This window comes from Parasediminibacterium sp. HNIBRBA5674, assembly GCF_056745525.1.
Genome location: NZ_JBQWIE010000073.1, coordinates 1 through 5611 on the forward strand (window position 1 = coordinate 1; position 5611 = coordinate 5611).

Annotated in this window: 6 protein-coding genes; 1 reads left to right on the forward strand and 5 read right to left on the reverse strand. The window is 34.3% G+C overall.

Annotation, left to right across the window (positions count from 1 at the left end; genetic code table 11):
- Positions 1–229: hypothetical protein (locus ACT9TX_RS18155; RefSeq protein ID WP_481340488.1), on the forward strand; the 229-nt coding region annotated here is incomplete at its 5' end.
- A 100-nt stretch (positions 230–329) separates the two neighbouring features.
- On the opposite strand, the gene ACT9TX_RS18160 is transcribed toward ACT9TX_RS18155, so the two are convergent.
- The 5 genes from ACT9TX_RS18160 to ACT9TX_RS18180 form a co-directional block, all read right to left on the reverse strand.
- A complete protein-coding gene (locus tag ACT9TX_RS18160; protein ID WP_481340490.1) occupies positions 330–1100 on the reverse strand; it encodes a hypothetical protein in 771 nt (256 codons plus the stop codon).
- A 226-nt stretch (positions 1101–1326) separates the two neighbouring features.
- Complete coding sequence (locus tag ACT9TX_RS18165; protein ID WP_481340492.1) at positions 1327–1893, reverse strand: hypothetical protein; 567 nt, start codon at positions 1891–1893, stop codon at positions 1327–1329.
- Between the two features lie 359 nt (positions 1894–2252).
- Complete coding sequence (locus tag ACT9TX_RS18170) at positions 2253–4049, reverse strand: N-6 DNA methylase (protein WP_481340498.1); 1797 nt, start codon at positions 4047–4049, stop codon at positions 2253–2255.
- Complete coding sequence (locus ACT9TX_RS18175; protein WP_481340494.1) at positions 4007–4747, reverse strand: type I restriction enzyme HsdR N-terminal domain-containing protein; 741 nt, start codon at positions 4745–4747, stop codon at positions 4007–4009. Before ACT9TX_RS18175 ends, ACT9TX_RS18170 begins: the two co-directional genes overlap by 43 nt.
- A gap of 234 nt (positions 4748–4981) precedes the next feature.
- Positions 4982–5611, reverse strand: a 630-nt coding sequence (locus tag ACT9TX_RS18180) for an IS3 family transposase (protein WP_481340496.1), incomplete at its 5' end; no start/stop codon positions are given.

A 5611-nucleotide genomic window follows, 5' to 3' on the forward strand; every position in this document is an offset into this window, starting at 1 on the left:
TTGTTTAGCAATTGGTGGTACAATTAATAGACAATTTCAACACCTTTTTCGCTGTTTCTTAAACCGAACTCACGTTAGTTTATTGTCAGTCTGCCTAAGTTGGCAGGGTGGTACGAGGGTTTCAGCTAACGGTCGAGGCTTTGTGGCAGTTGGGGAATTAGCGTTACGTCTGCCCATAACTGAAGCCCAATTTTTGTTTGCTGTTCAAATATATTGTTTAGTTAAATAGAACTCCGTCAAGCCCAAACTGAAGTACAATAATGAACGAATGTTGAGGCTATATTCGTCAAGCCCCAATAATGCCAAACCTAATGTTGCACGCTGCCTTTTCATTCAGCAACTGTATGTTTTTTCAAATCGTCACGAGTATCAATAAAGTTTTTCAAATCATAGAATCTACTATCGAAAAATTTAAAGTCTTCTTTAATGTTTGGAACAAATGCCCAATAAAGTTTTTCTTTAATCTCTTTAAGTTCAGTGTCAAAGTCTATAAGCCAGCAGCCAGTATAGTATTTCTCTACTTGTGTGTCAAATAGTTCTTTCAATAGCAATTTTTTTTGAGTGCTGTCTAAAAATTCGTGATTATCTATCTCTTTAATAAAACTTTTATACCTCTTTAGCAAGAGGTTTAAACTTGTTATAAAAAGTCTTATGTTACCCAAAATTGTGTCATAAGGTTTATTCTCACTTCTTACAGGAACTCCTGAAATAAATTTTTCAAGGTCAGTAAAATAATCAGGAAATTTTTCTAAATCATCAAACTTATTTGAAACATAGATAGGAAAATTCAAAAGCTCAGAAGTTGAATATCCAATGCCACTATTAGTCGAACCTTCGGCAGCCATTTTATTTATTTGGTCTTTGTAATAATTAAAATAATTGCTTCCTTGTTGATGTTTTACTTGCTTTAGTGTCAAAAGAATTGTTACCAATACAGCACCAAAACCTAAAAGAGAAATAATTGGTGAGGCTATATTATTAAACTCTTGTGAGTTAAATTTCAAGTGAATATTAGTACAGTACAAAGTCCTAATTGTTATGTCTATAAGAACAACAACAATTAGTAAAACTATTGTCCCAAAAAGTATTTTTTTCTGCATTGAAGTTTTTGTCTAAGGTTGCGTGCAACGAACAGGGCTTGCTGCAGTTTGGGCATTTGAAATCCGTCAGCCCGTAACCGAAGTTGATGATTGCAATATTGCTGATTTTTTAATCATAAGCCAAATTTATAACGTCCTGCTGGAACTGAAGCACAATAGCGAAAAAAAAGTCGATGCTTACAACGTCAAGCCCAATGTTGCCTGCTGTACTTCTTCGTTTGATGTGTCAAACCCTAACTTTTAAGAAGTGATAATTTTCAACTGTGTCCCAACTAAAAGAATAATCTTGTCTTAACGAAATGTCGTCTCCATAAGGTTTTTCAGTCTTGTATTGTAAAATTGTTCCTGCTCTATATTGTTTGCCATTTCTAAAATCAAAGTCTGATGTGTCTGTTGAATAAGTTTCTTGATTTACATAATGGCTATGGTCTGTCGCTAAAATAAAATAACAAAGGTCTATGCCGTGTTGTTTGTAAAGTTCAAGGTTAGAAAGGTCTTTAAAAACATCATATCTGCTGTTAGGTTCTCTATGATTTTCTTTCTTAAAAAACTTTAATTCAATTGCAGCTTTTGTCAAAGTTTTGTCGTCCTGGTATTTTATTAAAAGGTCAACTCTTGCTCTGTCTGATTTGCTTTTAATGCTTTGCTCTGTCAATGAAATATATGTCTCAAATTCAAGATGAAATTTGTCTGCAAGGCGAAACTCATAAAGTTGTCCAAGCGTTTTTAAAATGTATCCAAATTCAAGTTGAAAAGCATTTTCGTTTCTTGCAGTTAGTCCACCATTTGCCAATTTGCGAATTAGTAAATGGTAAGCAGTTTTAATAATTTCTTCTGTAAGTTTAAGCTGATTTTCTTTGTCTATTTTATAAAACTGCCATTATTAAAAGGTGTTCAACAGTATAGCAGGCAACGAACAGGGCTTGCTGCAGGTGTGGTATTAGTATTACGTCTGCCCGGAACCGCTGCTGAATAATGGACTAAAAGTACGGGTTAAAAACCAAAAGCCCAATGGCATTCCGTCAAGCCCGGACTGAAGCTGAATAGCGAACTGCTGCTGATGCTAACAACGTCCAGCCACACTTGCAGCAAACCCCATGTTGGTGGCTGTGCTATTTTTCGCATTGCTTGGTGTGTCAAACTGTAAACGTTTTAGTTTAAATATTCGTTTTCAAAGTCCTTGTAGTATTGAGCAAGAATTTCATTTGCTTTTTTTATATGCTCTTCATATTTATTGTATTGTTGTTGGTAATGCTCTGCACTCTTATTTAGTTTTGCTATGTCCTTTGGAACTGGCACTAATAAATTGTGTAAGTCTTTAGGGTAAAGGTGTGAGGTTTGTCCACGTTTTTCTCGGTTGATAAGTAAAAAATAATTTTTTGTGTTGAACAGTTGTAGCAAATAGTATGGATTTATTTTTCTATGGTCTGAACGAACATTTACTAATTCACCAACAAAGGAAATTTCTTCATCTTTCAAATGTTCTGGTATTTCAACTATGCAAGGGTTTTTCCCTAAATATTCTGCTTGGTGTGCTGCACCTAAAATTAAAATGTCGCCTTCTTTTATAAGTCTTGTGGCTACACATTCTGGGTTAACAAACTCAACAAGTTCAAGGTTTACTTTACCTGCTTTTAGTGCTGCAACTTTTACAATTTTAGGCTCAATTGAACTTTCAGAATAATCGTCCTTAGATGGTGTTTTGCCTATGAAAATTCCATTAGGTTCGCAAACGTCTATAAGTTTTTTCAAAGGATGTTTTGACTTTTCAACTTCTTTTAAAATGTCTTCAAACATTGGTGAATAATAGTAAGAGTCAAGCCTGTTGTTATTTAGCTGACTTAACTTTTTTACGTAAGTCAAATGCTCATAACACTTTTTGCCTTTTTGAAAGTCTTTAAATTTTTGTAAAATGTTTGGTAAATCAGTTTTGCTTTTTCGTCCTGTTGCATCATAACCAACTTCGTTTGCAATGGCACAAAAAATATTATAGTCACTAACTTTTTCATTAGTCTTAAGTTTACGCATTATCAAAATGGTGGATTTTAAACCTGCTCCATAATGTGCAAACGTGACTTGGGGTAACGATATAATTCCTTCAATTTGAAACTTTGAAGTCATAAAATCACGAACATATTTTAAGGTTGTGTTGGTAAGCATTCCATCGGGAATAATGACTGCAATTTTTCCTGTTCCTGGTTTTAAATACTGCCAACAACGTTCTAAAAATAGGATTTCAGTTTTTTGTGTTTTTCTAATTTTATCGCTGTTGTCTTTTCCTAAAGTGTATGTTCCTAAGTATGGCTTTTCTTCTTTCTTTACAGTTGCTCCAAATGGTGGATTAGTAATAATTAAATCAAAATCGTCTTCTTTAAATCTTTGGTTGATTGATTGTACTTTGCTGTGAAGTTCTAATGCGTCTGAACAAATTACATTGGTATGCCCATCATCGTGGATTATCATATTCATTTTTGCAACTCTTGCAATTCGTTCATTTACTTCAATTCCAAATAAGTTGTTTGCTGCGAAGTCGTGCCAATATTTATAATGTTCGCCTGTTCCTTCATCATAATATTCTGCTGCTTGTTGACGTACATGGTCTAACGCATACAAAAGAAAACCACCACTTCCACAAGAAGGGTCTATAACTTTTGAACGATTTGTCATATCACAACATTGCACGATAAAGTTTACTACTTCTCTTGGTGTAAAATATTGCCCTTGTTTGCCTTTAAAAAAGTCTTCCATAAACCTTTCAAAAGCTAATCCTTTTGTGTCAAGGTCAGTTCTTGAAAGGTCAACACTTTGTAAGTGATTAACAACTGTAAAAAGTTTAGTTGCTACACTTAAAATGTTTTCACTAAAAACATCAGGGTCGTCTTTTTTTGCTTCTTCATAAATTGAAGTTATTCTTTTATGAACGCTGTCAGGTGTTTCGTGTGTTTTAATTTGAAAGTCATAAGGTTCGCCTTTTTTTCTTGCTGTTTGTTCGTCCTAACTTTTACAAAAATGATTTTGCTTAACTCGTCAAATGCTTCTGTGGGCTGCATTTTGCCACCATCCCAAAGTGTATTGTGGCACTTTTCAAGTAGTCTAATTAGTTCTTCTTTATTAACTGGTTTTATATCCCAATTCTTATCGCCTTTTCTAAATCTATATTCTTGAACTTTGCCATAGTTAATGGGAATATCAGCAATGATATTTCTTGTTCTCTCATTTGCTGGATAATTTTTGACATCAAAAAAACGTCTTGTATTACCTGCAACTGTTCCATTAAATGGTGCTCTTACAGAATTTGCATTGCCAAAAGCTTGCTCAATTGCTTGTTCAAATTCTGCATCTGAAATTCCATCTCGTTTGCACTCTACAACGATGTAGGGTTTTAACTTTTCATCATCTTCATAAATAACAATGCCTGCAAGGTCGCTTGGTGTTCTTCTTGGAACTACAATTTCAAAGTCTATTCGTGAAGGTCGGTATTGATATTTTTCAATTAGCTCAACGTAATATTCAGCTCTTACAAATTCTTCTGGGTCTGTAAACTTATAAGTTTTTCCTTGTTGGATATAGGTTATTATCTTGCTGTCTGTAGATAGAGATATGTAATTTTTTTGAAGCCCAAGTTCAATTAATTCTGTAATGTCCATACTTTCCGTTGGTGGAAAGCATTTTTAGAATTTAGTTTTTACAGTTGGCTAAATTGTTGAAGTCTGTTTGGTTGTTGAGTTTTAGACTGTCTGCCAATAATAATACTGTTGCCCGAAGCATTGCCACCAACGGGAAGGGCTTGCTACAGGTGTGGCATTAGTATGACTTGTCCTAAAAAAAGTTTACAGATTATTTGTTCAATACTGTACTAGGTTTACAGTTTGGGATTAATCCTAGGTTTGATTTACAATAGTAGTTTTTTTCTGATAATAGTTCTTCCATAGTTTTTCTGTTTTTATGAGGTTACTAGTTTGATGTATTTGATTAGGCGTTAAGTTACCGATACTCATATGTGGTCTTTCGTTGTTGTAGAGTTCTACAGCTTTCTTTAGTAATGCTTTAGCATCGGTAAGTTTAAGTATTTTGTAGGTTTCTAAATATTCCTGTTTCATGATACCATTTAATCTTTCTGCTATGGCATTTTCCAAAGGGTCACCATTTTCTGTCATACTAATTTCTACATTATAATCCTGCAAGAGCTTTACATAACCAGCACTGCAATATTGCGACCCCCTATCGCTATGATGAACTAGTTGCGATGGCTTTTCAGCCCTCAAAGCTGAAAAAGCCATCTGCAACGCTGAGATACTTTCAACAGCTTCTAATGTAGATGCCACATTATAGCCAACTATCTTTCTGCTAAAAGCATCTGTTATAAAGCTGATATAACTAGGTTTTACCCCTAGCTTCCAATACGTGATATCGCTTACCCAAAGTTGATTAATGGCTGTTGGAACAAAGTCTCTAATAAGGTTTGGGTACTTGCGTAACCAGTGCAATGAATTAGTTGTTTGTATCTTTCT

Bases quoted from the DNA above. Each gene is read 5' to 3' on its own strand.
- ACT9TX_RS18160 (WP_481340490.1), bottom strand. From the start codon at position 1,100: ATGCAGAAAAAAATACTTTTTGGGACAATAGTTTTACTAATTGTTGTT.
- ACT9TX_RS18175 (WP_481340494.1), bottom strand. From the start codon at position 4,747: ATGGACATTACAGAATTAATTGAACTTGGGCTTCAAAAAAATTACATA.